23 protein-coding genes, 1 tRNA gene and 1 pseudogene are annotated in these 24729 nt (G+C 70.3%); 11 read left to right on the forward strand and 14 right to left on the reverse strand.

All coding sequences use genetic code 11. From position 1 onward, the window contains the following. The 3 genes from dut to cysK form a co-directional block, all read left to right on the forward strand. A partial coding sequence (gene dut, locus ACE3QW_RS24295) for a dUTP diphosphatase (RefSeq protein WP_374254595.1) occupies positions 1–306 on the forward strand: 306 nt, incomplete at its 5' end. Between the two features lie 74 nt (positions 307–380). After that, positions 381–821 carry an Rrf2 family transcriptional regulator gene (locus tag ACE3QW_RS24300; protein WP_024281083.1) on the forward strand — a complete coding sequence of 147 codons (441 nt, stop codon included), beginning with the start codon at positions 381–383 and terminating at the stop codon, positions 819–821. A 186-nt stretch (positions 822–1007) separates the two neighbouring features. Continuing rightward, positions 1008–1991: a cysteine synthase A gene (gene cysK, locus ACE3QW_RS24305; RefSeq protein ID WP_024281084.1), complete on the forward strand. Its 984-nt coding sequence runs from the start codon at positions 1008–1010 to the stop codon at positions 1989–1991. Here the strand turns inward: cysK and ACE3QW_RS24310 are convergent. Beyond that, positions 1958–2269: a hypothetical protein gene (locus ACE3QW_RS24310; RefSeq protein ID WP_374254597.1), complete on the reverse strand. Its 312-nt coding sequence runs from the start codon at positions 2267–2269 to the stop codon at positions 1958–1960. The genes cysK and ACE3QW_RS24310 overlap by 34 nt on opposite strands. Before the next feature lie 224 nt (positions 2270–2493). On the opposite strand from ACE3QW_RS24310, the gene ACE3QW_RS24315 reads away from it, so the two are divergent. Beyond that, the gene (locus ACE3QW_RS24315; RefSeq protein ID WP_374254599.1) at positions 2494–2877 is read left to right on the forward strand and encodes a helix-turn-helix domain-containing protein; all 384 of its coding nucleotides are present in this window, start codon (positions 2494–2496) and stop codon (positions 2875–2877) included. A gap of 2 nt (positions 2878–2879) precedes the next feature. Beyond that, positions 2880–3458: a DUF6456 domain-containing protein gene (locus ACE3QW_RS24320; RefSeq protein ID WP_374254601.1), complete on the forward strand. Its 579-nt coding sequence runs from the start codon at positions 2880–2882 to the stop codon at positions 3456–3458. A 1-nt stretch (position 3459) separates the two neighbouring features. Here the strand turns inward: ACE3QW_RS24320 and ACE3QW_RS24325 are convergent, their stop codons facing one another. After that, entirely contained in the window at positions 3460–4872 is a 1413-nt protein-coding gene (locus tag ACE3QW_RS24325; RefSeq protein ID WP_374254722.1) for an aspartate aminotransferase family protein, read from the reverse strand. A gap of 361 nt (positions 4873–5233) precedes the next feature. On the opposite strand from ACE3QW_RS24325, the gene ilvD reads away from it, so the two are divergent. Next, positions 5234–7087, forward strand: coding sequence for a dihydroxy-acid dehydratase (gene ilvD, locus ACE3QW_RS24330; protein ID WP_374254603.1), 1854 nt, complete (start codon positions 5234–5236; stop codon positions 7085–7087). Positions 7088–7135: 48 nt separating this feature from the next. On the opposite strand, the gene ACE3QW_RS24335 is transcribed toward ilvD, so the two are convergent. The 3 genes from ACE3QW_RS24335 to ACE3QW_RS24345 all read right to left on the reverse strand — a co-directional run bounded on the left by ACE3QW_RS24335 (position 7136) and on the right by ACE3QW_RS24345 (position 9148). Next, positions 7136–8140 (reverse strand): diguanylate cyclase, encoded by a 1005-nt coding sequence (locus ACE3QW_RS24335; RefSeq protein ID WP_374254605.1) that lies wholly within the window; start codon positions 8138–8140, stop codon positions 7136–7138. 380 nt (positions 8141–8520) lie between these two features. Further along, a tRNA-Ala gene (locus ACE3QW_RS24340) sits at positions 8521–8596 on the reverse strand. Between the two features lie 156 nt (positions 8597–8752). Next, a complete protein-coding gene (locus tag ACE3QW_RS24345) occupies positions 8753–9148 on the reverse strand; it encodes a TIGR02300 family protein (protein WP_029555951.1) in 396 nt (131 codons plus the stop codon). A gap of 193 nt (positions 9149–9341) precedes the next feature. On the opposite strand from ACE3QW_RS24345, the gene aroA reads away from it, so the two are divergent. Both aroA and cmk read left to right on the forward strand, forming a co-directional pair. Then, positions 9342–10724: a 3-phosphoshikimate 1-carboxyvinyltransferase gene (gene aroA / locus ACE3QW_RS24350; RefSeq protein WP_374254607.1), complete on the forward strand. Its 1383-nt coding sequence runs from the start codon at positions 9342–9344 to the stop codon at positions 10722–10724. Positions 10725–10734: 10 nt separating this feature from the next. Continuing rightward, a complete protein-coding gene (gene cmk / locus ACE3QW_RS24355; protein ID WP_374254609.1) occupies positions 10735–11355 on the forward strand; it encodes a (d)CMP kinase in 621 nt (206 codons plus the stop codon). Here cmk and ACE3QW_RS24360 read toward each other — a convergent pair. Beyond that, positions 11352–12332 carry an LLM class flavin-dependent oxidoreductase gene (locus ACE3QW_RS24360; RefSeq protein ID WP_374254611.1) on the reverse strand — a complete coding sequence of 327 codons (981 nt, stop codon included), beginning with the start codon at positions 12330–12332 and terminating at the stop codon, positions 11352–11354. The two genes, cmk and ACE3QW_RS24360, sit on opposite strands and share 4 nt — an antisense overlap. A 187-nt stretch (positions 12333–12519) precedes the next feature. Here ACE3QW_RS24360 and ACE3QW_RS24365 point away from each other — a divergent pair, with 187 nt between their 5' ends. Beyond that, a complete protein-coding gene (locus ACE3QW_RS24365; RefSeq protein WP_029555955.1) occupies positions 12520–13209 on the forward strand; it encodes a fumarylacetoacetate hydrolase family protein in 690 nt (229 codons plus the stop codon). 84 nt (positions 13210–13293) lie between these two features. Here the strand turns inward: ACE3QW_RS24365 and ACE3QW_RS24370 are convergent, their stop codons facing one another. The 7 genes and pseudogenes from ACE3QW_RS24370 to ACE3QW_RS24400 all read right to left on the reverse strand — a co-directional run bounded on the left by ACE3QW_RS24370 (position 13294) and on the right by ACE3QW_RS24400 (position 21145). Further along, positions 13294–14499, reverse strand: a complete 1206-nt coding sequence (locus ACE3QW_RS24370) for a beta-ketoacyl synthase (protein WP_374254613.1) — start codon at positions 14497–14499, stop codon at positions 13294–13296. Beyond that, complete coding sequence (locus ACE3QW_RS24375) at positions 14496–15020, reverse strand: acyl carrier protein (RefSeq protein WP_374254615.1); 525 nt, start codon at positions 15018–15020, stop codon at positions 14496–14498. Before ACE3QW_RS24375 ends, ACE3QW_RS24370 begins: the two co-directional genes overlap by 4 nt. Before the next feature lie 73 nt (positions 15021–15093). Next, positions 15094–16665, reverse strand: coding sequence for an FAD-dependent monooxygenase (locus ACE3QW_RS24380; protein ID WP_374254617.1), 1572 nt, complete (start codon positions 16663–16665; stop codon positions 15094–15096). A 69-nt stretch (positions 16666–16734) separates the two neighbouring features. Beyond that, a complete protein-coding gene (locus tag ACE3QW_RS24385) occupies positions 16735–17811 on the reverse strand; it encodes an NAD(P)/FAD-dependent oxidoreductase (RefSeq protein WP_374254724.1) in 1077 nt (358 codons plus the stop codon). Beyond that, positions 17808–18860 carry a hypothetical protein gene (locus ACE3QW_RS24390; protein ID WP_374254729.1) on the reverse strand — a complete coding sequence of 351 codons (1053 nt, stop codon included), beginning with the start codon at positions 18858–18860 and terminating at the stop codon, positions 17808–17810. The genes ACE3QW_RS24385 and ACE3QW_RS24390 overlap by 4 nt, the downstream gene beginning before the upstream one ends. A 112-nt stretch (positions 18861–18972) precedes the next feature. After that, positions 18973–20463 (reverse strand): annotated as a pseudogene (locus tag ACE3QW_RS24395) (LodA/GoxA family CTQ-dependent oxidase); the annotation flags it as partial. A 76-nt stretch (positions 20464–20539) separates the two neighbouring features. After that, entirely contained in the window at positions 20540–21145 is a 606-nt protein-coding gene (locus ACE3QW_RS24400; RefSeq protein ID WP_374254618.1) for a biliverdin-producing heme oxygenase, read from the reverse strand. Positions 21146–21543: 398 nt separating this feature from the next. Between ACE3QW_RS24400 and ACE3QW_RS24405 the strand changes: the two genes are divergently transcribed. After that, complete coding sequence (locus ACE3QW_RS24405; RefSeq protein WP_374254620.1) at positions 21544–22137, forward strand: superoxide dismutase family protein; 594 nt, start codon at positions 21544–21546, stop codon at positions 22135–22137. A 299-nt stretch (positions 22138–22436) separates the two neighbouring features. Continuing rightward, positions 22437–23645, forward strand: coding sequence for an ABC transporter substrate-binding protein (locus tag ACE3QW_RS24410; RefSeq protein ID WP_374254621.1), 1209 nt, complete (start codon positions 22437–22439; stop codon positions 23643–23645). Between the two features lie 25 nt (positions 23646–23670). Here the strand turns inward: ACE3QW_RS24410 and ACE3QW_RS24415 are convergent, their stop codons facing one another. Continuing rightward, positions 23671–24615, reverse strand: coding sequence for a DMT family transporter (locus ACE3QW_RS24415; protein WP_374254623.1), 945 nt, complete (start codon positions 24613–24615; stop codon positions 23671–23673). Between the last annotated feature and the right edge of the window lie 114 nt (positions 24616–24729).

The following is a 24729-nucleotide window of genomic DNA, read 5'->3' on the forward strand; positions in this document are numbered from 1 at the left end:
ACCGGCTTCGCCATCGCCCTGCCGGACGGCTACGAGGCGCAGGTGCGGCCGCGCTCAGGCCTCGCCAAGAACCACGGCGTCACCGTGTTGAATGCGCCGGGCACCGTGGATTGCGACTACCGGGGGGAGATCGCCGTCCTGCTCGTCAACCACGGTCGCGAGACCCTGGAAATCAGCCGCGGCATGCGGATCGCGCAGCTTGTCGTGGCGCCTGTCGTTCAAATAATGCTGGAAGAAATCGGAGAATTGAGCGAAACTGCACGCGGTTCCGGTGGTTTTGGATCCACAGGCCTCGGTTCCTCGTGATTTAGCCGTCGGTGGACGGCTGGGAGCAGTTTCATCTTTCGAGACGCCCGCCCTTAAAGGAAGCCGTCCCTCCGATGCCGCGCCTTTCCGACAAGAGCCTCCTCGCCATCGCCGCCGTGGTGGATGTGGCCGTCCACGCCCGTGGCGCTCCGGTTGCCGCCAAGGCGCTGGCCGCCCGCCACGGACTTCCCCCCCGCCGGCTGGAACCGGTGCTTCAGGCCCTCGTCCATGCCGGCGTCCTCAAGGGCGTGCGCGGCCCGCGCGGCGGCTACGAGCTGGCGCGCGAACGCCGCCGGGTCTCCGTGGCCGAGATCGTCCGGGTAGTTGAAGGCGCCGAGGAGGAGAAGGAAATCATCCTGCCGCCGCTGGTGACGGAAGTGGTCCAGCCCGCCGTGGCGGCGGCCGAGGATACGTTCGACACCGCCCTCGACGGCGTGACCCTCGAAGACCTGTGCCGCGCCGCCGACGACAAGGGCCACGGCTCCGAGCACGAGAGGATCGACTTCGCCATCTGAGGCCCGGCCGCACGCGCGGGAATCGACCCGGGTGCAGAAAAGGGTTCTAGTCCGCGAGCCAGAGTTCCCCCGAGGTACAGCGTTCCTCACCCGCGAGGACAGGCCCCCGCCCTTCGCGCCGGACGCTGCGCGGCGCGCGGGAGGCCCGCCCGGAGCAGACGAGACAAGACAAGAAGGAGATCGCCCATGGCACAACCCGCCGCCAAGATCGTGTCCTCCGCCCCCCTCGTGGGCCGGGGCAGGGTCTATGATTCCATCACCGAGACCATCGGCAACACGCCGCTGGTGCGGCTCAAGCGGCTGCCCGAGCTGCGCGGGGCCAAGGCGGACATCCTCGCCAAGCTCGAATTCTTCAATCCCATCAACAGCGTGAAGGACCGCATCGGCGTCGCCATGATCGACGCGATGGAAGAGGCCGGCGCGCTCGATGCGGACACCGTGCTGGTGGAGCCGACCTCCGGCAACACGGGCATCGCCCTCGCGTTCGTGGCGGCGGCCCGCGGCTATCGGCTCATCCTGGTCATGCCCGAGAGCATGTCCATCGAGCGCCGCAAGATGCTGACCCTGCTCGGCGCCGAGCTGGTGCTGACCCCCGCCAATCTCGGCATGAAGGGCGCCGTGTCGCGGGCCGAGCAGATCATCGCCGAGATGCCCAAGGCGGTGATGCCCCAGCAGTTCAAGAACAAGGCGAACCCCGAGGTGCACCGTCGCACCACCGCCGAGGAAATCTGGAACGACACCAACGGCAAGGTGGACGCCGTGGTGGCCGGCGTCGGCACCGGCGGCACCATCACCGGCATCGGCCAGGTGCTGAAGCCCCGCAAGGCCTCGCTCAAGATGATCGCGGTAGAGCCGGAGGATTCCCCGGTGCTCTCCGGCGGCCCTCCCGGCCCGCACAAGATCCAGGGCATCGGCGCCGGCTTCGTGCCGGAGGTGCTCGACCGCTCGATCATCGACGAGGTGGTGACGGTGGGCAACCAGACCGCCTTCGACACCGCCCGCGCCCTCGCCCGCTATGAAGGCATTCCCGGCGGCATCTCCTCCGGCGCCGCCGTGGCGGCCGCTTTGGAGCTGGCGGTGCGTGACGACATGGCTGGCAAGACCATTGTCGCCATCGTCCCCTCCTTCGCCGAGCGCTATCTCTCGACCGCGCTGTTCGAAGGTCTCTGAGCCCCTGCCCTTGCCCGCGCCCCGGCACCGGCCGGGGCGCGGGCGCACTCTGCTTTCTGCCCAAGCCTCTGGAGCCGCAGCAGCGCCGCATGGCGGGCCGGATCATAGCCGGCACCCCCGGACCGCGCCGCCTTTCGTGCCGCGCGCAGCGCCCGTGCGATGCCCGCCGGCCCCTCGCAGAACACGTCCAGCCCCCGCATCAGCCGCCCCACCTGCACATCGGCCGCCTCGGCCGCGAAGGCGTGCGCCCGTCTGCCCTTCCCATCCGTACCGGCCATGCCGCTCCTCCCTGATATCGGGCGATGCTGGAACGACGCCGGGGACAGGAGGATAAATTCCTATTTCGCGACCATGGCCAAGACGCACCACAGTTCAGCTATATGGCTGTTTTGTATGATGTTTATTTCTCTGATCCACAAACGCAGGTTGCATTCTCTATCCGCCTCCTCTTGCAAGAGCAGATGATTGATGTAGGAATTTTTACCTACAGTGAGCGTCCCCGATGAGCCCCTTGCCCGCCGCCCCCTCGGTCGCCCGTCCGTCCGCCGGCCCCGTCCGCGCCTCGCGGGGGTGCCGCCCGCCCGGCCCGAAACCCTGCTGCCATCTGGCCGTCGCGGTGGCTGCGGCGGACGCCGGAATGACCGTGGAGGCTCTGCTCTCGCACAGCCGCTCCACGGCGCCGGTGGCGCTGGCGCGGCAGCTCGCCATGTATCTCGCCCATGTGGGGCTCGGCCTGCCCCAGGCGGCGGTGGCGGCGGCGTTCGTCCGGGATCGCTCCACCGTCGCCCATGCCTGCCGGCGCATTGAGGAATTGCGGGACGCCGCGGCGTTCGACCAGAAGGTCGGCCGGCTGGAAGCCTGCCTGCGCTGGGCGGCGGAGGCGTGACCATGGCCACGGAACCCGCAAGCGAAAGCGACGTGAAATCAGCAATTTCCGCCCGCCCCTCCGGACGGGGAAGACGCCGGGCGGCGGCGAAGCCGGCGGCGGAAACGCCCGGCTTCAACCCGGCGGAAAGCCCGCTCGCGTGGCTGGCGCGGCGGCAGGGCAAGGACGGCCGGACCATGGTGGATGCGGCCCAGTTGCAGGCGGGAGAACGGCTCCGGGCCGATTTCACCCGCGCCAATCTCACCCCCCGCGTCACCAGCCGCTGGAGCGAGGTGTCGGGGGCCGGCACACCGGAAGCCTTCACCGACATGGTGCTGGCGGCCAAGCTTCGGGTGTCCCGCGCGCTCACGGCGGTGGGGCCGGAATTGTCCGGCGTGCTGCTGGACGTGTGCTGCTTTCTCAAGGGGTTGGAGACGGTGGAGCGGGAACGCCGATGGCCGGCGCGCACCGCCAAGGTGGTGCTGTGCCTCGCCCTCGACCGCCTCGCCGCCCATTACGGGATCTCCGCCTCCGCCACCGGCCGCGACCGGGCGCCGACCCGCGCCTGGCAGGCCCCGGAGGCCGCCGCGGCCGAAAGCTAAGTCAGGACAAGGCCCTGGCCGTATCGCGGATGATCTGGAAGGCGGCGTCCACGTCGCCTTCCGTCGTCTCCATTGCCCCCGCCTGGAAGCGGATGGCCAGGTGGCCGTCGATGCGGGTGGGGGTGAGATAGAGATCGCCGCCGTCATTGATGGCGGTGAGCATCGCCAGCATGTGGGCGTCGAGGTCGCGCCCGTCGCCGGGGTCGTGGCGGAAGGTGAAGAGGGAGAGCACCGGCGTGCTCGCCAGCGCGAAGCCCGGCTCCTGCGCGAGCCGAACTGCGAGCGCCTGAGACCAGCGCACATGGTTGCGCATCATCTCCCTGAGACCGTTAAGTCCATGGGCGCGCAAGACAAACCACAGCTTCAGCGCGCGGAAGCGGCGGCCGAGCTGGACCGTCCATTCGCTGTAATTGGTGATGTCGTCGTGGCCGTGGGTCTTCAGATATTCCGGCTGGATGGAGAGCGTGCGCAGGTGGTCGTCCACGCTCCTGAGGTAATGGGCGGAGCAGTCGAACTGCACCCCCAGCCATTTGTGCGGATTGAGCACGATGCTGTCCGCCGCTTCCACCCCCGCCCACAGATCCCGGAACTCCGGGCAGATCATCGCAGTCCCCGCCCAGGCGGCATCCACATGCACGAACAGGCCATGCCGGTGCGCGATTCGGATGAGTTCAGGTGCCGAATCCATCGCGCCAGTGCCGGTTCCACCGATGCACAGTACGAGTCCGGCCGGCCGGTGTCCGGCGGCGAGGTCGGCGGCGATGGCGGCCTCCAGAGCGGCCGGGTCCATGCCCCGCAGCGGACCAGCAGTCGGTATCCGGATGAGGTTGTCATGGCCGATGCCCGACACCCACGCCGCCCGGTCGATGGAGGTATGCACTTCCGCCGAAGCATAAACCCGCAGCCGCTCCCGCCCCGACAGGCCGGTGGCATTGCCGGTGAAGCCGAGCGCCCGCTCCCGCATGGTGAGGAAGGCGCACAGGGTGGCGGAAGAGGCGGAATCCTGGATCACCCCGGTGAAATCCGCCGGCAGGCCCACCGCCTGCCGCAGCCAGTCCAGCGCCACGCCTTCCAGCTCGGTCGCGGCCGGGGAGGTCTGCCACAGCAGGCATTGCGCGCCCATGGCGGAGGACAGCATCTCCGCGATCACGCTGGCGGGGCTCGCATTGGCGGGGAAGTAGGCGAAGAAGCGCGGGTGCTGCCAGTGGGTCATGCCCGGCACGATGATGCGGCGGAAATCCTCGAACAGCGCCGCCATGGGCTCCGCGTCTTCCGGCGGGCTTTCCGGAAGCTGGGCCGCGATCTCGCCGGGCTTCGTGCGGGCGCGGACGGGCTGGTCCCGCAGCGTCTCGCGATAGTCCGCCGCGAAGGTCGCCGCCTCGTGCGCCCAATGGCGGAAGGTGTCCCCGTCCATCTCCCCGACCATGTCCCGCCCCGTCCTCGTCACGCGCAGAGGGCCGGACATAGCCGACTTCACCGGCGCGGCAAACGCGCGGGTCCGCCGCAGCCGGCTTGAGCGGGGCAGGTCCCCCGCCCGCCCGCCCTCCCGCCTTCGTGTCCGGCGAGAGGCCTTCTCCGTGCTAGTGTCTCTGGGGAAAGGGCTTTCCCCGGAGGCTCCGGCGCACTAAGACGGCGCGAAAGCTCCGGACGCAGGCGGCTGCAGCCCGCCGACGCGGAGCCCAGAAGACCGCAAGAGACGACCTGACCACAAGACGCGCCCAAGAGACGCAAGACGCGACGCAAAGGCGCGACGCAAGAACGAGGCCCGCGAGGATATGCCCCAGTACCGCTCCCGCACGTCCACCCACGGCCGCAACATGGCCGGCGCCCGCGGCCTGTGGCGCGCCACCGGCATGAAGGACGGCGATTTCGGCAAGCCGATCATCGCGGTGGTGAACTCCTTCACCCAGTTCGTGCCCGGCCACGTGCACCTGAAGGATCTCGGCCAGCTGGTGGCCCGCGAGATCGAGAAGGCCGGCGGCGTCGCCAAGGAATTCAACACCATCGCGGTGGATGACGGCATCGCCATGGGCCATGACGGCATGCTGTATTCGCTCCCGTCGCGCGAGATCATCGCCGACAGCGTGGAGTACATGGTCAACGCGCACTGCGCCGACGCCATGGTCTGCATCTCCAACTGCGACAAGATCACCCCCGGCATGCTGATGGCCGCCATGCGCCTCAACATCCCGGCCGTGTTCGTCTCCGGCGGGCCCATGGAGGCTGGCAAGGTGCTGCTCTCCACCGGCGAGCGGAAGGTGGACCTCATCGACGCCATGATCTCGGCCGCCGACGACAAGGTGTCGGACGCCGACGTGACGGTGATGGAGCGCTCCGCCTGCCCCACCTGCGGCTCGTGCTCCGGCATGTTCACCGCCAATTCCATGAACTGCCTCACCGAGGCGCTGGGCCTCGCGCTGCCCGGCAACGGCTCGGTGCTCGCCACCCATGCCGATCGTGAGCGGCTGTTCGTGGAGGCCGGCCACCTCATCGTCGATCTCGCCCGCCGCTATTACGAGCAGGACGACGCCAGCGTGCTGCCGCGCGCCATCGCCTCGTTCAAGGCGTTCGAGAACGCCATGACGCTGGACATCTCCATGGGCGGCTCAACCAACACGGTGCTGCATCTGCTCGCCGCCGCCAACGAAGGCGAAGTGCCCTTCACCATGGCCGACATCGACCGCCTCTCCCGGCGCGTCCCGGTGCTGTGCAAGGTCGCGCCGGCCGTCGCCAACATCCACATGGAGGACGTGCACCGCGCCGGCGGCATCATGGCCATCCTCGGCGAGCTGGATCGCGGCGGCCTGATCCATACCGACCTGCCCACCGTGCACGCACCGACCATGGCCGATGCGCTGGACCGCTGGGACGTGAAGCGCACCAAGAGCGAGAGCGTCGCCACCTTCTTCCGCGCGGCGCCCGGCGGGGTGCCCACCCAGGTGGCGTTCAGCCAGTCCCGCCGCTGGGACGACCTCGACCTCGACCGCGAGGCGGGCGTCATCCGCGATGTCGAGCACGCCTATTCCAAGGATGGCGGCCTCGCCGTGCTCTACGGCAACATCGCGCTCGACGGCTGCATCGTGAAGACGGCGGGCGTGGACGCCTCCATCCTGAAGTTCACCGGCAAGGCCCGCATCTTCGAGAGCCAGGACGCGGCGGTGGAGGCGATCCTCTCCACCGGGCGCATCCAGCCCGGCGACGTGGTGCTGATCCGCTATGAGGGGCCGCGCGGCGGGCCGGGCATGCAGGAAATGCTCTATCCGACCTCCTATCTGAAGTCGAAGGGCCTCGGGAAGGCGTGCGCGCTGGTCACGGACGGGCGCTTCTCGGGCGGCTCCTCGGGCCTCTCCATCGGCCATTGCTCGCCGGAAGCGGCGGAAGGCGGCGCCATCGGCCTCGTGGAAGAGGGCGACACCATCGAGATCGATATCCCGAACCGCATCATCCGCGTGGCGGTGTCGGACGAGGTGCTGGCCGAGCGCCGCGCCAAGATGGAAGCCAAGGGCGCCGCCGCCTGGAAGCCGGAGAACCGCAAGCGCGTCGTCTCCCAGGCGCTCCAGGCCTATGCGGCCCTCACCACCTCCGCCGCCCGCGGCGCGGTGCGCGACGTGAACAACATCCGCCGCTGAACGCAAACGGCGGCGGGCCTCCTCCCGCCGCCACTGCCACCGGGCCGGTCAGCCCAGGGTGCTGCGGCAATAGAGATCGCGACCGCCGTCCTTCGCCGCATAGAGCGCGGCATCCGCCGCCGCGAACAGGTCGGCAAGATTGTCGCCCCGTGCGGTGGCCCCGCCGATGCTCGCCGTCACCCGGCCGCCGGAGGGATGGGGAATGTTCTCCGCCCGCAGCGCCGCCAGCAGCGCGGCCCCCACCGCATCGCAGCCGGCCTCGTCGGTATCGGGCAGGATCACCGCGAATTCCTCGCCGCCATAGCGCGCCGCCGTGTCCTGCGCCCGGGCCGGCTGCCGCGCCAGCATGCCGCCGATGGCGGCCAGCACCGCATCTCCCGCCTGATGGCCCCACAGATCGTTCACCGCCTTGAAGTGGTCGACGTCGATCACCAGCAGCGACAGCGGGCCGGCGAGGCGCCGGGCGCGGCGCACCGCGCGCTCCAGCGCCGCGTCGAAGCTGCGCCGGTTGGGCAGGCCGGTGAGGTCATCCACCTGAGATTTGCGCGCGAGATCGAGATTGAGGCGCAGCAGCTCCACTTCGTCGGCCGCCACCGCCGCGAGGTCCAGCAGCGGGCCGAAGTCGAACGCATCCTGGTCCCGCGCCTCCCGCCCCATCACGCACAGTGAGCCGATGACCAGCTCGGGCGCCACCATCAGCGGCGCCCCCGCATAGAAACGCAGCGGCAGGTGGGCCACGGCGGGATGGCCGGCGAGGCGCGGATCGCACGTCATGTCGCCGATCACCAGCGGCGCGCCGCTCTCCACCATCACGTTGCAGAGGCTGTCGCGGCGGGGGACGCTCGCCGGCACAAGAGCCGACGTGCGCGACTTTTGCCACTGGTGGGTCGCGTCGATGAGGCTGAGGAAGGCGACGTCCGCCCCGTAGAGCCGGCGCGCCAGCCGGGTCAGGCGGTCGAATCGCTCGTCCGGCGGGCTATCCATGAGGCCGCATGTCGCAAGGACGGCAAGGCGGTCGGCCTCGTTGGCGGGGGCGGCGGGGGGTGACCACACGGGCTGGACCTCGATCGATGACGCTGGTGCGGGCGGACCGGTCGGCGGCGAAGGTGGGGATAACTCGTGCTGAAGCTGGCAGGTTCCCCCCCGCCGGCGCAACGGGCGACCGGGAGGCGCACAGGCGTCCGCACAACCTGGAAGCGTGTCGGCCCTACAGCGCCAGGGGTGGCGGGCGCGGGGCGGATGATTCGCGGCGGCGGGACATCCGAATCGGACGATGATTCGCGGGCGCGGCGATGGCGCCTTACGCAGACACATCGAATCGCGCGCAACGCACCTGATCGCGGGGATGACCCTGCGGGACCGATGGATGGGATGTCACGGGAGGGAGAAAAACCCGGAAAAGCCTGCTTGGTGCTTCAGGCCGGGTAGAAATTTGGTGGAGCCAGGCGGAATCGAACCGCCGACCTCTTGAATGCCATTCAAGCGCTCTCCCAACTGAGCTATGGCCCCACCGGGCCGCGGGCTGCGCGCTTTCCGCTCGAACACCAAGGTCGAAAAACCTCGGCAGGAGAGCCAGTTAGCGCGCCGGGAAGTCCCGCGGCGGGGTGCCCGGCGACTCATGTCCGCCGAGCGAGAGCGGCCTTAAAGCACAGGCCGCGTCGGGTATCAAGCCTCTTCGTCGTCTTCGAGGCCCTCACCGATCAGATCGGAGACGTCGTCCCCATCATCTTCGTCTTCTTCGAGGAACGTGTCGTCGTCACCGGCCTCGATGTCGTCGTCCACGTCCACGTCGTCACCGACCACCACCTTGGTGGGGGCCGCAGCTTCCTCGTCGGCTTCCTCGAGGCTGATGACCTCGGCCTCGGCCTCCTCGCCATCCGCCTCTTCGGCGACGGCTGCACGCGGCTCGGCGCGGCTGGCGCCGCGGGCTGCGGGTTCAAAATAAGACCTCGGATAGGATTCCCCCGTGAACGGCGACACGATGGGGTCCTTGTTGAGGTCGTAAAACTTGCGCCCCGTGACAGGACAGATGCGCTTGGTGCCGAGTTCGGGCTTCGCCACGGCAAAGTTCCTCGGGAGCTGTATAAGGAGCGTGCTCCATTGGCGTTTCGCCCGCGCCCTGTCAAGCGCAGATCGTCATGGCGTCGCAACAGCGTGACGCCGCGGGCGGGGGCGTGCTAGACGACGGCCCGCAACGAACATGCGGCGATCGCCCCGGCCAAGGCCTGCGGCAGACCGCCCGAGCGAGGCAGGAATGGCCCATCCCGAACCCGCAACCGCAGGCGCTGCCGAGGCTCATGGCCACGGCACGGGCGAGGCCCGCCCCGCCACCGGGCGCCGCTCCCCCGCTTTGTCGGGCCGGGTCCGGGTGCCGGGCGACAAGTCGGTCTCCCACCGCGCGCTCATCTTCGGGCTGTTCGCGGAAGGCACCACCCACATCACCGGCCTGCTCGAAGGCGAGGATGTGCTGAATACCGCCAAGGCCTGCGCGGCGCTCGGGGCCTGCGTCACCCGCACCGGCGAGGGCGCCTGGGAGGTGACGGGCACCGGCGGCCGGGGCCTTGCCTCCCCCACCGCTCCGCTGGATTTCGGAAATTCCGGCACCGGCGTGCGGCTGATGATGGGCGCGGTGGCGGGCCAGCATGTCATTGCTGGCTTCGACGGCGATGCGAGCCTGCGCCGCCGGCCCATGAAGCGCGTGCTCGATCCCCTCGCCCAGATGGGCGTCGAGGTGGTGGCGTCGGCCGAGGGCGGCCGCCTGCCGCTCACCCTGAAGGGCAGCAGCGCGACGAAAGCCATCACCTACGAGACCCCGGTGCCCTCCGCTCAGGTGAAATCCGCCGTGCTGCTCGCCGGCCTCGGCGCCGAAGGCGAGACGGTGGTGATCGAGCGCGAGGCCACCCGCGACCATACCGAGCGGATGCTGGCGCATTTCGGCGCGAAGATTTCCGTCGAACCCCACGGCGCCCATGGCCGCCGCATCACGCTGAAGGGCCGTCCGCACCTCGTCGCCGCGCCGGTGGACGTGCCGGCTGATCCCTCCTCAGCCGCCTTCCCGCTGGTGGCGGCGCTGATCGTGCCCGGCTCCGACGTCATCCTCACCGACGTGATGATGAACCCGCTGCGCACCGGCCTCATCACCACCCTCCTCGAAATGGGCGCGGACATCACCGTCGTCGCCGAGCGCACCGAGGGCGGCGAGCGCGTGGCGGACCTCCGGGTGCGCCATTCCCGCCTGAAGGGCGTGGAAGTGCCGCCCGAGCGGGCGCCGGCCATGATCGACGAATATCCCGTCCTCGCCGTCGCCGCGGCCTTTGCCGAGGGCACCACGGCCATGCGCGGCCTGTCCGAGCTGCGGGTGAAGGAGAGCGACCGCCTCGCCGCCGTGGCGGCCGGCCTTGCCGCCTGCGGCATCGCCCACGAGGTGAAGGGCGACGACCTGCTCGTCACCGGCGCCGCGACGGTCAAGGGCGGCGGGCCGGTGGAGACCCACATGGACCACCGCATCGCCATGTCCTTCCTGGTGCTGGGGCTTGCCAGCACGGACGGCGTGAGCGTGGACGACGTGGCCTTCATCGCCACCTCCTTCCCCACCTTCATGCCCATGATGCGCGGCCTCGGCGCCGTCATCGACTGACGGGGCAGCCATGGTCATCGCCATCGACGGGCCGGCGGCGTCCGGCAAGGGCACGCTGGCCCGGCGGCTCGCCGCGCATTACGGCCTGCCGCATCTGGACACCGGCCTGCTCTACCGGGCGGTCGGGGCGCGCTGCCTCGCCGCCGGCCGCCTCGGCGATGAGGCGGCTTCGGTCAAAGCCGCGCAGAGCCTCGACGTCTCAGTGCTGGACCCGGACACGCTGCGCACGGCGGAACTGGGCGAGGCGGCGTCCGTCGTGGCCGCCCGGCCGGGCGTGCGCGCGGCGCTCCTCGATCTCCAGCGCCGCTTCGCCGGCCAGACGGGCGGCGCGGTGCTGGACGGGCGCGACATCGGCACCGTGATCTGCCCGGACGCGCCGGCCAAGCTGTTCGTCACCGCGCGGCCGGAGGTGCGGGCCGACCGGCGCTTCCGCGAGCTGGTGGGGCGGGGGGAGACGATCTCCTATGACGCGGTGCTGGCGGACATCCTGAAGCGCGACGAGCGCGATTCCGGCCGCTCCAGCGCGCCCCTCCTCAAGGCGGACGACGCCGTGCTGCTCGACACCTCCGACCTCGGCATCGAAGCCGCCTTCGCGGCGGCGCTCGCCATCGTCGAGGCGCGCCGGGGCTAGGCGACCGGGAGCTGCGGGCGGATGCGGGCGGCGAACGCCTCCAGATCCGCGAGACGCTTGTCGAAGGCGGGCGCCAGCGGCTTCAGGACCAGCGCACGCGGCGCCAGCCCGCGCTCCAGCGCCGCCACCTGTTCCACCACGTCCGCCTCGGTGCCGATCAGCGAATCCGCGATCATCCGGTCGAGGTCGAACCACGGCGCCCAATCCGGGCGCACCTTTTCCGTAGTCGCCTTCATGCGCTCGACGAACGGGGCGAGGAATGCACGCGCCTCCTCCTGCGCCTGCGCCCGGCTGTCGGCGAGGTGGAGGAAGCGCAGCAGGGTGAGGCACCGTCCCGCACCGGGGGCGGCGGCGCGATACTGCCGGACGCTCTCCGCAATGCCGGCAAGGGGAAAGGGCGGCGCCGCCATGATGCCGAAGCCGCGCCGGGCGGCGAGGGCCACCGTCTCGGCCGTCGCCGAGGCGATGTGGATGGGCACGGGCGCCTGAAGCGGACGCGGCACCAGCTCAAGGCCATTGACCTTGAAGAAGGCCCCGTCCCGGGTCACGGCACCGCCGTCCAGCAGCGCGGCGACGAGATCGAGCGCTTCCAGCATCCGGCCGCGGCTTTCCTCCCTGGCCACGCCGAAATGCGCCTCGTGCAGGGGAAACGGCCCGTCGCGCGCAACCCCGAGTTCGAGCCGGCCACCGGACAGGAGGTCCACGGTGGCCGCGTCCTCGGCCACGCTGACGGGATGGTGCAGCGGCAGCAGCACCGCCGCGGCGCCGAGCCGGATGCGCGTGGTGCGGCCGGCAAGATAAGCGAGGATGGCGAGGCAGGAGGGGCTCGCCGCCTGCGGATTGAAATGATGCTCGGCGATCCACGCTTCCTCGAAGCCTAGGGCCTCCACCCGCTCAACCAGCGCGGTCTGCTCGGCATAGGCGGAGGCATAGTCCTGGCGGGGGTTTTCATAGGTGCAGAAGAGGCCCAGTCGCATGGCAATCCCCGGAGCGGAATGAGCGGGCGCCGACCTGCGGCCGGCACCCCGCATGAAATGACGCTATATTAATTTGAATACAGCTTTGACGCCATGCTCCGGCCCCGCCGACCCGCGCTGCGACGTTTCGCCCTTTTCTCCCCGGCGGCGGCGCCCTATTCAGGACGCCGAACATCCGGAGCGCCCCATGGCCAGCTACGTCTTCCAGCCCCAGCCCCATCCGCATCTGCCCATCGTCGGCAGTGACGCGGTCTTCCCGGTGCATCGCATCTATTGCGTCGGCCGCAACTTCGCCGACCACGCGGTGGAGATGGGCCACGACCCCAACAAGGAGCCGCCCTTCTTCTTCCAGAAGAATCCGGACACGCTGGTGCGCTCGGGCTCGACCATCTCCTACCCCAAGCTCACCAAGGACCTGCACCACGAGGTGGAGCTGGTGGTGGCGCTGAAGGAAGGCGGCGAGGACATTCCGGTGGAGCGGGCGCTCGACCATGTGTTCGGCTACGGCGTCGGCCTCGATTTGACGCGGCGCGACCTGCAGGGCGAGGCCAAGAAGCTCGGCCGCCCGTGGGAAACCGGCAAGGCCTTCGAGGAGTCCGCCCCCTGCTCGGCCATCCTGCCGGTGGCGACCGCCGGGCACCCCGGCGCCGGCCGCATCTTCCTGAAGATCAACGACCGGATGAAGCAGGAAGGCAACCTCAACCAGATGATCTGGAAGGTGCCGGAGATGATCGCGACCCTCTCCACCCTGTTCCGTCTCGCCCCCGGCGACCTCATCTTCGCCGGCACCCCGGCGGGCGTCGGCCCCGTGCACAAGGGTGACGTGCTGGAAGGCGGCGTCGAGGGCGTCGGCGAGATCCGCCTGACGGTGGACTGATCGGCAAGGTCGGTGAACAGGCCCATGACGTCGTCATGGGCCTCGGCCGGCCGGCGCGGCGCCTGAGCGACCCGCCCGGCGGCTTCAGGCGGCCCTGATCGCGAGCACCGCGTTCAGGCCGCCGAAGGCGAAGGCGTTCACCAAGGCGATTTCCGCCGAGGCCGCCCGTGGGGCGTTGGGCACGCAGTCCACGTCACACTCGGGATCGGGCTCGCGGAAATTCAGCGTCGGCGGCAGGAAGCCGTTGCGCATGCCGAGCAGCGCCGCCGTCACGCCCAGCGCCCCCGAGGCGCCGAAGCAGTGGCCGGTCATGGATTTCAGCGACGACACCGGCACCTTGGCCAGCCGGTCGCCCAGCACCGTGCGCAGCGAGGTCGTCTCGGTCTTGTCGTTCAGCACCGTTCCGGTGCCGTGGGCCGCGACATAATCCACCGCGCCGGCATCCAGCCCCGCGTCGTCCAGCGCCGTGGCAATGGCGCGGGCGGTGCTCGAGGCATCGGGCGCCGTGAGGTCCGCGCCATCGGCGGTCATGCCGAAGCCGAGCACCTCACCGAGGATGGTGGCGCCACGGGCGCGCGCCCGCTCCATCTCCTCCAGCACCAGCACGGCCGCGCCTTCACCCAGCACCAGCCCGCTGCGATCCTTGGAGAAGGGGCGGCAGGTGTCCGCCGCCAGCACGCGCAGCGCTTCCCAGCTCTTCACCATGCCCAGCGTCAGCGGGGCCTCGCAGCCGCCGGTCACGGCCATGTCCAGCATTCCGCCGCGGATCATCTGGAACGCCAGGCCAATGGCGTGGGAGGCGGAGGAGCAGGCCGAGGCGGTGCTGAAGCTCGGCCCGGTGATGTGATAGGCCATGGAAATCTGACTTGCCGCGGACGAGGGCATGACGCGCGGCACCGTGAAGGGCAGCGGGCGCGTGCCGTCGCGCAGGATGCGCACATAGCCCTCTTCCAGCGTCTGGCAGCCCACCGCCGCGCCGAAGATAACGCCGGCCTTCTGCGGCGATACGCCCTCGGTGGCGCCGGCCGCCTCGGTCATCGCCTCCGCCGCCGCCAGCAGGGCGAACTGGCCGGACCGGTCGATGGTGGAAATCTGCCGCGGATTGAAGTGCGCCTCGGCGGAATAGCCGGGCACCTCCCCGACCACCCGCGTCTTCACCTGATCCTGCGGCACCAGCGTGAGCGGCCCGATACCGCCGCGCCCCTCCTGCAAGGCCGCGAGGTGGGCGGGAATGCCGAGGCCGAGGGCGGAAACGGCACCGATGCCGGTAATGGCGACCCTGCGGCTCATCGGGCCGGCTGCGCTGTGGAAACCTTGCCGCTCCGCGCGTCGATGAGCTGCTCGACGGCTTCGAGCAAGGCGAACACCTTCACGTCATTGCTTTCCAGCACACCTTGGGACGGCACCTCGATACCAAAGCGTTCCTCGATCTTGAAGATCAGCTCCACCATATCGAGCGACCCGATCCCGAGGTCCGCGACGCTGGTTTCGGCGTCGATGATGGTCGGATCGATGGATGCCTCTTCCGCGATGACCGCGAGGATTTCGGCCCTGCGTCCGCTGAATTCCGCCACGCAACTTCTCCGTACCCGGTCCACGGCGGCGGTGCCGCCGTCACCCCCTCCGGGAGGGGCTAAAATGCACAGCAGCACCGGGGCTGTCCACCTGCCGCCGCGTCGGGAGCCGGAACCCGCCCGCGCGCTGGCCGCCGAAGGGATGAACAGGGCATGGCCTGAGCCGCGCCGGCGCGTGTTCGATGCCGTCGTCTCCGGCTTCCGCGTGGTGGTGGCGCGCGATGCGGTGCCGGCCATGCGGTCGCAGCGCCTGTCGATGCAGGGGGATGTGGCCGGCGGGAGTGGCCGGCGGAATCTGGCGAAAACGCGATTACCGCCGCAGGCCCAGCTTCAGCCCATAGGCGGTGAGCGCCGTCTCGTGGCCCGAATCGGCCCTCAGGCCCACATGGCCATCCGGCCGCACCACCAGCAGGGTGATACCGGAGATGCCGAGCCGCGCCGCATCGTCGGCGGAAAGGCTGGCGACCCCCGGCCCGCCGCCCGTCACCGCCGCCGCGAAGCTGGCGCCGTAAAGGGGGGCGGCGCAGCGCTCGGCCAGCGCATGGTAGAGGCCGGCGAGCGTTTCGCCGCTGGCGCGCTCGCCACCGAGCAGCAGGATGGTGTGGCCCGTGCGGTTGACGAGATCGTCCAGCATCTGCGCCGCGCCGTCCGCCGTGCCCACCGCGATGCGGTCAGGCAGGCGCTGGCCGGGGGCCAGTCCCGGACCCGCATCGCCCGCCACGATGGGCGAAGCGGCGTAGTCCACGTCCAGCTCGGCCTCGGCCACCGCCTCGTGGTGGCGGGTCTGCGGATCGGCGAGCACCTCGCGGATGATGGCATTGCGCGCCTGCCGGTCGGCGGCGTCCTTCAGCATCTGGGCGCTGTCGGCCTCGTCGCCGGAGGCGGTGATGCGCTGGGCCACCGGGCGGCGCTCGGCCTCGTAGCTGTCGAGCAGCGTGTCGGCGCAATGGCCCTGCGCCACCAGAGCCAGCTTCCAGGCGAGGTTGAAGGCGTCCTGGATGCCGCTGTTCATGCCGTGCCCCTGGATGGGGCTGCAGGTGTGGGCGGCATCGCCGGCCAGCAGCAGGCGGCCGGACCGGTAGTGCTGCGCCACCCGCGTGTAGCACTGGAAGCGGACGGGGTTGGCGACATCCACGAAGCGCGAGGCCGGCAGATAGCGCGCGAGGGTTTCCGACGCGTCCGCCACCAGATCGCTGTCGGGGCCGCTCGGCCGCACATAGGCGCGCCAGCGCTCGTCCGGCAAGGCGGTGAGGATGAGCGGGATCTCGTCCAGAAAGGCGTAGTTGGCCTCGAAGGCGTGGGGGAAGTCGGTGAGGGTGGCGTCGAATACTGCCCACGGCTCCTCGATGGGATGGCCATCCTGCCCGATGCCGGCGAGGGTGCGCACGGCGCTGCGGTGGCCGTCGCAGCCCACCACCCAGCGGGCGCGGATCACCTTGGTTTCGCCGCCGCTCTCCAGCATGGCGACGACGCCGTCGCCGTGCGACTCCAGGTCCACGAGCTTGGTGCCGCGCGTCACCCCGCCGCCGAGGCGGACGAGGTAATCGGTGAGGATCTGCTCCGTCACCTCCTCGGAGATGCCGAGATTGTAGCCGTAGCGACTGCCGGCGAGGCCGAGATCGATCTCGCCCAGCACCGCCCCGTCCGCATGGATGCGGGCGACGCGCTGCTTCACCCCGGCATCGAGCAGGGCGTCGGCGAGGCCAAGGTGGTCGAACACTTCGATGGAGCGCGGATGCACCACGGTGGCGCGGTCCCAGGCCAGCGGCGCGTCGTGGGCGTCGATGATGAGGCTGTCCACGCCCCGCCGCTTCAGCTCGGCACCGAGCAGCAGCCCGGTAGGGCCGGCCCCCACCACCAGGACGGTCACGTCAGGAACCACGGCGTTCTCCCCTTTTTCGGCAATGGAGCACGGCCAAGCTGAAACGCAAAGGGGGGCGGGTCCGGGGGCTCAGGCCGGCGGGGGCTGGCGGCGCCGGGACCAGAAGGGCGCGTCGCGCCAGCGGGTTTCCATCAGGGCGTAATGGCGGCCGAGGTCGGCTGTCTCGCCTTGCAGGGTGCGGTAGTCCTCGTCCCAGCCGGTGAAGGCCGAGCCATCCCCGGCCAGCGCCGCAGCCACCCCCGCACCGGCGCGCGCGCCCATGAGGATGGCGGCGGAGATGCCTTGCGAGGACAAGGGATCGAAGGTCATGGCCGCATCCCCCGCCGCGCACCAGCGCGGGCCGTGGAGGATGCGCAAGGCTGCGGTTTCCGCCGGGTAGGTCCGGGGCACGGCCGCGCCGGTCCCCGCCCCCGCGAGGCGCCGCATGTGAAGCGTTTCCAACAGCCGCCGCGCCCAGCCGGCGGCGCCGTCCCCGAGAAGGTCGGCATCGGTGAGGAAGGCAAGGACGCGCCGGCCGCCGGGCAGCGGCGTGGTGTACCACCAGCCCTCCGCCACCGCCTCCACGCTCGTGCCGCGATAGGGGTCGGCATCGGCCAGTGTCGCCACCAGCGCCACCTGACGGTCGAAGGCCTCCCGCCCCGAACCCATGTGCCGCGCGACGGCGGCAGCCCGCCCGGTGGCGTCCAGCACGAAGCGCGCGGCGAGGCGCCGGCCGTCCCGCAGCGTGATGTCCCAGCCATCGGAAGCGGCTGCGATGGTCTCCAGCCGCCCCGCCACCAAAGTTGCGCCGGCCGCCTCGGCACGGGCGCGCGCATCGGCATCGAAGCGGGCGCGGTCGAGCAGCCAGCCGCCACCGAGGGGATTGGCGAGGAAATCCGTCTCGACGAGGTCGTCGCTACCCCAGCAGGAGCGGGTGCCGTAGGCGGGAAGGTGACGGTCTTCGTCCAGCAGTCCCGGGCCGAAGGCGGCATCCACCAGCCCCGCCATGCCCGGCGGCAGGCTCTCCCCCGGCCATGCGCTTCCGCGCGCATCGTGGAGCAGCACCACCCGCAGCCCGCGCCCCGCCGCGGCGATGGCGGCGGCGGAACCGGCCGGGCCGGCGCCCGACACGAGCAGATCGCAGATCATCCCGGGCAGGGGTGTCATCCGATGAAAACGAGGCCGCCCGGATTGGGCAGACCGTCGGCGAAGTCGGAGACGATGCCCACCTCGCCCTTCAGCTCCACCTTCTTGATGAGCCGCCCCCGCGTCTGCGAGGTGAAGAGATCGCCCTTGAGATTGAACGCCAGCCCGAACGGCATGGTCAGCTCCGCCCCCCGCAGGATGAGCGGGATGGGCGCACCGAGGGGGTCGAAGCGCCTCACGCCATTGTCCAGCTGGTCCGCCACATAAAGGCGGTAGGAGGTGTCGTAGGCCATCTGGCGCGGGTTGCGGAAGCCGGTGAGCCAGTTGAGGTTGATGATCTCGCCGGTCGTCGCATTGATGCGCGCCACCGAGGTGCCGCCCCAGCTCACCAGCAATGCGCCATCCGGCGCGATGATGATGCCGATGGGCGAGACGAGCCCCGCCTCCGGCGGCACCAGCACGCGGCTCTTCCCGTCCGGCGTGATGACGGAAACGAAGCCCTTCTCCACCCAGTTGGCCACATAGAGATTGCCCTGCCGGTCGGCGGCGATGCCCATGGGCTGGGAGAAGCCCTCCGCGAACAGGGAGACCTCGCCCTTGGGCGTCACCCGCCGCACGTAGCCGGCATTCATGCAGGAGACGTAGAGATTGCCGTCGAGGTTGCGCGTCATGCCCTCCGGCCGCTCCAGCGGGGCGGAAAGGGCCATCACCGTCACCGCGCCCTCGGCATCCACGAGGCGCAAGCTGTTGTCGTCGGAATTGGCCACGACGAGGGGAAAGGTCGCCGCCTGCGGATAGAGCGTGTTGGCGCCGTAGCTCACATCCGGCTCGCGGGCGAAGCCCACCAGCGTCTCCACCTTCATGCGCGCCGGGAAGGCGCCGTCGCGGGGGCCGGGACGGTCGGCGACGACGCCGAGGCGGAACCAGTCCTGCGCCATGGCCGCGAGCACCGGCGGGCGGGTCGGCGCGCTGATGAAGCGCTCCCAGTCGCGGCGGCGGGCGAAGGCAGCGCGGCGCTCGTCGATGGCGCGGGCGGTGTCCATCACCACCTTGTAGTCGGCCTCCGACAAGACCGTGTTCGGCACCCGCGCCGGCCAAGAAGGCGGGCAAAACGGGCGAGATGGAGGACTGGTAGCCCGAGCGGCAGCTCGCCCAGTCCGCCTGCCACGGCAGGCCGAGCCACTGGGTGATGCCGCCGGGGCCGAGGCGGGAGAGCGGGCCGGACTTGGACAGTGCCTCCGGCGAGGTCATGTCCGGGCCGTAGTCGGTGAGGTCCACCGAGCGCGCGGTGGAGGCGAGGCGCATGTCCGCCGTCCAGATCCACGGCACGCGGGCGATCCACGGGAATTCCTGCCCCGGATGGAACGGCCCACCCACGCACGCCTCCAGCGCCGCCCGGTCCAGCGCCGCCGGCCGGCCGCCGAGGGCAATCCCCTCCAGCCGTCCTGCGCGGGCCGGGCGGCCGGGAGTGAAGCGGCCGGCGGCCCAGTTGCGCAGATGGGCGTATTGCAGCGGCGTCAGCGTCATCCACTGGCGCGGCTCGATGACATCGGGCGGCAGCACCAGATGGTCGCCGTAGAGCTGCGGCTCCAGATCCGGCCGCACCTCGGGCGCGGCGGGGTCGCGGAACAGCGCGAAAATCTCCGCACGGAAGGCGGCATTGGCCGGGGATGCATCCGCAAGGCGGGCGCGGATGGCGGGGCGGGCGAAATCCTTCGCCGATCCGTAGCCGAATTTGGCGAGGAAGCCCGCGTTCACCCATTGCAGATCGGACAGGCGGGCGAAGATCGGCCAGACGTGCTCCTCGAACACGGTGGCGGGCGCCTTGCGCTTGCCGGCGGCGACGAGCGTCGCCTCTACCACGTCGTGGAGCGTCACGAGGCTGGTCGCGATGGCCGGCGCGTAATTGGGGCCGACGCTGACGAGCCAGGCGGGATCGGCGCGGAATTCCCTGCCGCCCATGCGCACCACGGCATCCACCGGGCCGTCGCCGGTGTCGTCGGCCCAGCCGTCATTGTCGGCATAGCCGCTCATGGGCGGAGCATCGGGCGCGGGATGGCAGCGGCCGGAGGCGGGCATCACCACGAGGCGGCCGTCGGCGTCGGTCATCACCTCGCCGAGATTGACCGACTGGCCCTGAAAGGCGCCGCCATCGAGCCGCTGGGGCTTGGCCCCCGGCCCGGTCACGGTGCGCGGCCCGGGAACGATGGCGAGACTGGCGCGATCCGCGACCTTGGCGTTGCGGCGGCCGGCGGCGGGGGCGCCGGGCAGGTCGAAAGGAATATCGATGCCGTACCAGAGCGCCTTGGTATTGGCGACGGTGAGCGTCCAGGACACCTCCGCCTCGCGCGCCGTCACCTCGCCCAGCACGCGCCCCTGCGCATCATAGGCATAGAGGCGGAAGCGCGCGGCCTGCTTGGCCATGGCGCCGGCCTCGTCCTTGAAGGGACCAACGGGCACGCCGCCGGGCACCTCGGGACCGAAATGGAAGGCGTCCTTGCTGTTGCCCACCCGCGCCACGCCGATGGCGGGATGGATGGCGATGCGCGCCACCCGCTTCGGATCGATCCCGCCCGGTGCGGCCGACGCCTGCGTGGCGCCCGTCACTCCAGCCGAAAGCCCCGCCGAGAGCCCCGCAACGAATGCGCGACGCGACAGCACCCCGTCCCCCATGGCCCCCTCCCGCTTGCGAGCGGCGCGAGACTATGCGGGCCGGGGCGGCGGCGTCCAGAGCTTGGCGGTAGTCGGATCAGCCGAAAGCGGTGCCCACATAGAAGGCGACCCGCGTGAAGGCGGCTTCCGCCCCCTTGGCGGCGCGCGCCTCCTCCCCGGCCGAGAGCGGCACCGCATCCAGCGCAGCGACGAAGGTCTTCCAGTGAAGGCCCCGCCCCTCGGGCGCGGCGGCCAGATGCCGGGCGCCGAAGCGCTCGTCGAGGCCGAGGGCGGCGGCGGCCTTCAGCAGGAAGGCGGCGCCGAGGTTCGATCCCTCCGCCACATAGAGCCAGCCGAGCGCCTCCGGCAGCGGGGCATCGGGGCCGAGCGCGGGGGCATCGCCCGGCGCGGGCACGGGAAGGCCGAGATCGGCGAGATCGGCGGCGATGTCGGCGAGCCGGCGGCGGCCGGGCAGATCCGGCAGCAGCGCGCCGAGGGCCGGGTTGTCATAGAGCGCGGCGATGTCGCGATGGAACAGATACTGCACCGTGAGGAAGCGCCCATAGCGCTCCCGGCTCTCGAACGGCCGCCCGGCCATGATGGCCGCGTCCAGCCGCTCATGGGCGGCATGGGTGAGGGCCTTCAGCGCCGATGCACGGCTTTCGGCGCGGGCGGGGGAGCGGTCGAGTTCGGCGGTGGTCATGGCAGCCTCAATATTTGAACTATTCTCGATCAAAACAGATGATCTTGCGTGTCACAGGGGATCATGACCTGTCTAGGTGGATATGCCGCATCCTGCAAGACGCTGCGGAAGCGTCTCCGCCAAGGCGGGAAAGTCATCGCCGCACACGCGGCACCACGAAAACGACGGATGCCGCATCATCACATCAAACGGCGGGCGGTGCCAGCTTTGCCATTCGGTGACACCAGCTTCCGAAACGGGAGCTTTGCTGGAAAAATTCCAATCAACATTCGGAACGTTCGCGGCGGGGTGGCGATAGACGTAGAGGGGCCGGGCTGCGGCCCGGTCGAGTTCGCCGCAGCGTTGATGTAGGCTCGTCGCGGAGGCCGGCGCGCCGTCCGGCCCGAGGAGGAACGTCCATGCGTCCGTTCACCAAGTCTGCCCACTCCGTTCGGGCAACGCGCTCCCTTCCCCTTCTCGCCGCGCTCCTCACCGGCCCGCTGCTCATCGCGCCGGCCCTGGCTCAAGCCCCGGCGGCTGCGCCCGCGGCCGTGCCCGCCGCGAAGGTGGTGAAGGCCGACATCATCAACAACGAAGGCAAGACCATCGGCTCCGCCACCGCCACCGGCACGGAGCGCGCCACCATCGTGCGCCTCGCGCTCTCCGCCGGCGCGCTGCCGCCCGGCTGGCACGGCATCCACTTCCATCAGGTCGCCAACTGCACCGACACCGCCAAGTTCCTGGATTCCAAGGGCCACGTGAACCATCACGACAAGGCCCACGGCCTGCTCAATCCCAACGGCCCGGACCAGGGCGACCTGCCCAACATCTATGCCAACGCCGACGGCTCGGTGAACGCCGAGGTGTCGAGCACCACCGGCCTCACGGACAAGGATGGCCTCGGCCAGCCGGGCGGCTTCGCGCTGGTGATCCACGCCAGCCCCGACGACTTCATCACCCAGCCCATCGGCGGCGCCGGCGCCCGCATCGCCTGCGCGGCGTTCAAGCCCTGAGGGCTCTGAATGAGGTTCGTCGGACGGATCGACTGAGACCGCCGTCATGCCCGGGCTTGTCCCGGGCATCCACGCCGGGCCGATCGCAGAATGGCCGGAGGGGGTGCCCGGCCTCACCACGTGGATGGCCGGGACAAGCCCGGCCATGACGGCTCGTGAGAACCCCATCGGACCCATATTAACATCATATAAATGTGCAACTAAAGAACACACCCCCATTTTCCGATAATTGATTGAACCCCTCGATTTTGTGGTGATACTCCGCGCCCGAATTGCCCCATCCCGCGCGGAGCCCTTTCATGCGCCTGTCCCTGCCTCTCGCTGCCCTCGCGGCGACCCTCCTCTCGCTCCCCGCCCTTGCGGCGGACCCCAAGCCCCTGCGCATCGGCGTGCTGAACGATCAGTCCGGCATCTATGCCGACATGGCCGGACCCGGCTCGGTCATCGCGGCGAAGATGGCGGTGGAGGATTTCGGCGGCAGCGTGCTGGGCCGCCCCATCGAGATCATCGCCGGCGACCACCAGAACAAGCCGGACGTGGGCTCCGCCATCGTCACCCGCTGGATCGACGAGGATGGGGTGGACGTGATCGCCGACATCCCCACCTCCTCCGTGCTGCTGGCGGTGCAGGAGATCGGCCGCACCAGGAACAAGCTGGTGCTCGCCTCCACCGGCGGCTCGTCCGACTTCACCGGCAAGGCCTGCGCGCCCACCGGCATCCACTGGACCTACGACACCTATGCGCTGGCCGCCGGCACCGGGGCCTCGCTGGCCAAGGACGGGCCGTGGTTCTTCATCACCGCCGACTATGCCTTCGGTACGGCGCTGGAGCGCGACACGGCGAAGGCGGTGGAACAGGGCGGCGGCAAGGTGGTGGGCAGCGTGAAGCACCCGCAGGGCACCGCCGACTTCTCCTCCTTCCTGTTGCAGGGCCAGGGCTCGGGCGCGAAGCTCATCGCCTTCGCCAATGCCGGCAGCGACACGGTGAACGCCATCAAGCAGGCCAACGAGTTCGGCATTCCCCAGTCGGGCATCAAGCTCGCCGGGCTCTATCTGCACATCACCGACATCCACGCCATCGGCCTTCAGACCGCGCAGGGGCTCATCCTCACCCAGGGCTTCTACTGGGACCTGAACGACGAGACCCGCGCCTGGTCCAGGCGCTTCTACGAGAAGCACAAGGCCATGCCGACCATGGGCCAGGCCGGCACCTATTCGGCCATCCTGCATTACCTGAAAGCGGTGAAGGCCGCCGGCACCACCGACACCGCCACCGTCGCGGCGCAGATGAAGGCGACGCCGGTGGACGACTTCTTCTCCCACGGCGGGCGCATCCGCGAGGACGGCCGCATGGTCCACGACCTCTATCTCTTGCAGGTGAAGACGCCGGCCGAGCAGAAGTATCCGTGGGACTATCTCAAGCTCATCCGCACCATTCCCGGCGACGAGGCGTTCCGCCCGCTGGCCGAGGGCGGCTGCCCGCTGGTGCGCCAGCAGGCGGCGAAGTAGACCGCGCGACGCGCTCCTCCGCCGCCTATCCGCGCCGGGGGAGCGGCCCCCCGCTCGCGAGATACACCCCGATGGTGGCGGCGAAGATGCCCAGCCAGTCCGTGCCGGACGGGTACTCGCCGAGGATGGGGATGGCCATGAGCGCGGCCATCACCGGCACGCAGGCGCCGAAGGCCGCGCCCGCCGAGGCGCCCAAGAGCGCGACGGAGCGAGCGAACAGGAACAGCGAGATCACGGTGGCGAAGACGCCCTGATAGACCGCCTGGAAGACGACATCGCGCAGCGGCGCATCGAACGCGGTGAAGCCGTGCAGCAGGCCGTACAGCGGCAGATAGAGCAGCGCCGAGCCCACCGACACCACCGCCACCGCATGGAGCGCGCCAAGCCCGCTCTTGCGCAGCGCCACCGCATAGCAGGCCCACATGAAGGCGCCGGCCATGCACAGGAGGTGGCCGATGCCCGAGCCCAGCCCGGTGGCCACCGCCCCCACCCCGGCGATGAGCGCCACGCTCGCCAGAATCAGCGCATAGCCCACCTTCCGCTGCACGCTGAACCGCTCGCGCAAAGCCACGGCCGAGATCAGCGCCACGAACAGGGGCATGACGCCGGGAATGAGCACCCCCGCCTCCCCCGCCGGCGTGGTGCGCAGGCCGAAGCCCGCCACCACCGCATAGGGGGCGCCGGCCCCCGCGATCATCACCAGAAGCTGCCACGGCTTGGCCTTGTCGAGCCCCAGCCCGTGGCGCAGCAGCACCGGCAGCAGCACGAGGCCGGCGGTGGCGTAGCGCAGCATGGTCACGTCGTAGACGCCGAGGGACGAGGTGACGCCGAGCCGGGTGATGGACATCCACCCCGCCCAGATGGTGACGCTCGCCAGCCCGAACAGCGCCCCCGCCACATAGCGCGCTGTGGGGATGGTCGCGACCGCCTGCGTGCCCGTCGTCTGTGAAGAAGCCGTGTGCGTACTCATGCTCCCCGCGTGCCTGCCTGACCGGATTCGGGCCCAAGCTACCCCGCGCGATCCATTCAGCCTAATGAGAGTTTGAGCTGCAACCCATGAGGGCCCCTGATGAATGGAGGCCCG

It is taken from the genome of Xanthobacter sp. (assembly GCF_041911315.1).
GTDB classification, from domain to species: Bacteria; Pseudomonadota; Alphaproteobacteria; order Rhizobiales; family Xanthobacteraceae; genus Xanthobacter; species Xanthobacter aminoxidans.

Coding starts and splice junctions, on each gene's coding strand:
- ACE3QW_RS24415 (WP_374254623.1), bottom strand. CDS start 24,615: ATGAGTACGCACACGGCTTCTTCACAGACGACGGGCACGCAGGCGGTC.
- ACE3QW_RS24320 (WP_374254601.1), top strand. CDS start 2,880: ATGGCCACGGAACCCGCAAGCGAAAGCGACGTGAAATCAGCAATTTCC.
- ACE3QW_RS24405 (WP_374254620.1), top strand. CDS start 21,544: ATGCGTCCGTTCACCAAGTCTGCCCACTCCGTTCGGGCAACGCGCTCC.
- ACE3QW_RS24325 (WP_374254722.1), bottom strand. CDS start 4,872: ATGGACGGGGACACCTTCCGCCATTGGGCGCACGAGGCGGCGACCTTC.
- ACE3QW_RS24375 (WP_374254615.1), bottom strand. CDS start 15,020: ATGGCCGGCACCGCATCGCGCGCCACCACCACGCGGAAGCCGGAGACG.
- cysK (WP_024281084.1), top strand. CDS start 1,008: ATGGCACAACCCGCCGCCAAGATCGTGTCCTCCGCCCCCCTCGTGGGC.
- ACE3QW_RS24310 (WP_374254597.1), bottom strand. CDS start 2,269: ATGGCCGGTACGGATGGGAAGGGCAGACGGGCGCACGCCTTCGCGGCC.
- ACE3QW_RS24300 (WP_024281083.1), top strand. CDS start 381: ATGCCGCGCCTTTCCGACAAGAGCCTCCTCGCCATCGCCGCCGTGGTG.
- ACE3QW_RS24410 (WP_374254621.1), top strand. CDS start 22,437: ATGCGCCTGTCCCTGCCTCTCGCTGCCCTCGCGGCGACCCTCCTCTCG.
- ACE3QW_RS24400 (WP_374254618.1), bottom strand. CDS start 21,145: ATGACCACCGCCGAACTCGACCGCTCCCCCGCCCGCGCCGAAAGCCGT.
- ACE3QW_RS24385 (WP_374254724.1), bottom strand. CDS start 17,811: ATGACACCCCTGCCCGGGATGATCTGCGATCTGCTCGTGTCGGGCGCC.
- ilvD (WP_374254603.1), top strand. CDS start 5,234: ATGCCCCAGTACCGCTCCCGCACGTCCACCCACGGCCGCAACATGGCC.
- ACE3QW_RS24365 (WP_029555955.1), top strand. CDS start 12,520: ATGGCCAGCTACGTCTTCCAGCCCCAGCCCCATCCGCATCTGCCCATC.
- cmk (WP_374254609.1), top strand. CDS start 10,735: ATGGTCATCGCCATCGACGGGCCGGCGGCGTCCGGCAAGGGCACGCTG.
- ACE3QW_RS24370 (WP_374254613.1), bottom strand. CDS start 14,499: ATGAGCCGCAGGGTCGCCATTACCGGCATCGGTGCCGTTTCCGCCCTC.
- ACE3QW_RS24360 (WP_374254611.1), bottom strand. CDS start 12,332: ATGCGACTGGGCCTCTTCTGCACCTATGAAAACCCCCGCCAGGACTAT.
- aroA (WP_374254607.1), top strand. CDS start 9,342: ATGGCCCATCCCGAACCCGCAACCGCAGGCGCTGCCGAGGCTCATGGC.
- ACE3QW_RS24315 (WP_374254599.1), top strand. CDS start 2,494: ATGAGCCCCTTGCCCGCCGCCCCCTCGGTCGCCCGTCCGTCCGCCGGC.